The organism is Nostoc sp. DedSLP03 (genome assembly GCF_034530815.1).
Classification (GTDB): domain Bacteria; phylum Cyanobacteriota; class Cyanobacteriia; order Cyanobacteriales; family Nostocaceae; genus Nostoc.
The window spans coordinates 90,883-92,874 of sequence record NZ_JAVRCK010000027.1 but is presented as its reverse complement, the minus strand read 5'-3'; the positions used below and the strand labels follow the sequence as shown (position 1 = coordinate 92,874).

The window sequence follows — 1,992 nt, the reverse complement described above, 5'->3', positions numbered from 1 at the left end:
TACCTATCTATAAGTTTGACGTAGTTTGGCGCATCTTCATACAGAATTGGTATTAGGTAAAGACGCGATTCATCGCGTCTCTACAAATGGTCTATTTGTCGCATTCTTTTTTCAAATTGATATTACTATTAATAAATCATAACTTTTAGGAATTAACGCTTCAAAATGTGCTTGTGTATTAAATAACTGTTAGGAGATTTTATAGATGAATCATGATGCTTTCATTGTTCCACCTGGTTCAAAGATTTCTCTGAAAAAAAACTATGACCCAGCTTATAAAACTGATTTTCATCAAAAAGCTGATGCTGCAACCAAATTAAAGGTAGATATTGAACGACTAGCTAATTACCAAAATATTCTCTATGCTCAAAACACCTATGCTTTGTTGATTATTTTTCAAGCAATGGATGCTGCTGGCAAAGACAGCACTATTAAACACGTAACTTCTGGTGTTAATCCACAGGGATTTCAGGTGTTTAGTTTTAAGGGCCCCAGTGCGGAAGAATTAGACCATGATTACTTGTGGCGCTCAATGAAAGCTCTGCCAGAAAGAGGAAGAATTGGCATATTCAACCGTTCATACTATGAAGAAGCGCTAGTGGTTCGCGTCCATCCAGAAATGCTTCAGAAACAACAACTGCCTCAAATTCCTAATGGCAATAAGATATGGAAACAGCGTTTTGAAGAAATAAATAACTTTGAAAAATATTTGGTTGATAATGGTGTAATCATTTTGAAGTTTTTTCTAAATGTCTCTAAGTCAGAACAGAAAAAACGCTTTATAGCACGGATTGACTCCCCTGAGAAAAATTGGAAGTTTTCAGATAATGATGTCAAAGAACGAGCTTTTTGGGATGATTATATGAATGCTTATGAAGAAGTTTTTAATAATACTAGTACTAAATGGGCACCGTGGTATATTATCCCTGCCGATCGCAAATGGTTTACACGCCTGACCGTTGCCAATATTATCTGCACAAAATTAGAAGAACTAAATCTGCAATACCCAACAGTTAGTGAGGAACATAAGCAGCAACTTTTGGAGGCGAAACGTATTCTAGAGCAGGAAGATTAACCTGTGAATTCGATCGCTAAAAGTAAAAAAATGCTGAAGTAGTTCAAATATCCTGTATAATATATGTAAATAATAAAAAATTGTAACTTAATTAATGCTATTTGTAACTAAAAAAGTTACGCAGATAGTCATAGGCGCAAAATCATGATTGAAATGGCAGAAAATGCCAAAAATCATCCACCTCACTTTACTAATGCTGCCTTTGATATAGTGGCGATCGCAGCCTCCGCAGGCGGACTGACTGCTATAATTCAAGTGTTATCGACTCTAAAAGCAGAATTTCCCGCCGCGATCGCCATTGTGCAACACTTGGCTCCGGAACATCCGTCGTTCATGGCAGAAATTCTCAATCGGCGCACAGATATTACTGTCAAACAGGCACAAGAAGGAGATTCCCTTACCCCAGGAACGGCTTACGTTGCTCCACCCGATCGTCACTTGTTGGTTAATGGTGACGGTACACTTTCTTTATCACAGTCTGAAGTAGTACATTTTTTACGTCCTTCGGCTGACTTATTATTTGAATCAGTTGCAGCCACTTACAAAGACAGAGCGATCGCCCTTGTGCTAAGTGGAACGGGTAGCGATGGCGCAATCGGAATAGAAGCAATTAAAAAAATGGGCGGTACTGTCATTGTCCAAGACGTAAAAACCGCCGAATTTGCGGGGATGCCCTCTGCCGCAATTAACACTGGCAATGTAGATTTTATTCTACCTCTTGATAAAATTTCTACCACCCTGGTAAGTTTAGTCATGGGAAAATTTAACTAAACTGAGAGGCATAGGGACAGGGGAGTAGAGGAAATATGTATTAAAGTGCAACTAACTTAGTGTCAACATAGTTTAATGAGGCTTTGAACTTCGTTAATGAAGCTCACAACTCCATTAATGAGGCTTTGAACTCCGTTAATGAAGCT

2 protein-coding genes are annotated in these 1,992 nt (G+C 38.3%); both read left to right on the top strand.

The window, feature by feature from the left end; genetic code table 11:
* The first annotated feature begins 205 nt into the window (after positions 1-205).
* On the top strand, positions 206-1,075 hold the full coding sequence (locus RM368_RS15330; protein WP_322694843.1) for a polyphosphate kinase 2 family protein: 870 nt from the start codon (positions 206-208) through the stop codon (positions 1,073-1,075).
* 144 nt (positions 1,076-1,219) lie between these two features.
* Positions 1,220-1,846, top strand: coding sequence for a chemotaxis protein CheB (locus RM368_RS15325; RefSeq protein WP_322694842.1), 627 nt, complete (start codon positions 1,220-1,222; stop codon positions 1,844-1,846).
* Positions 1,847-1,992: the final 146 nt, after the last annotated feature.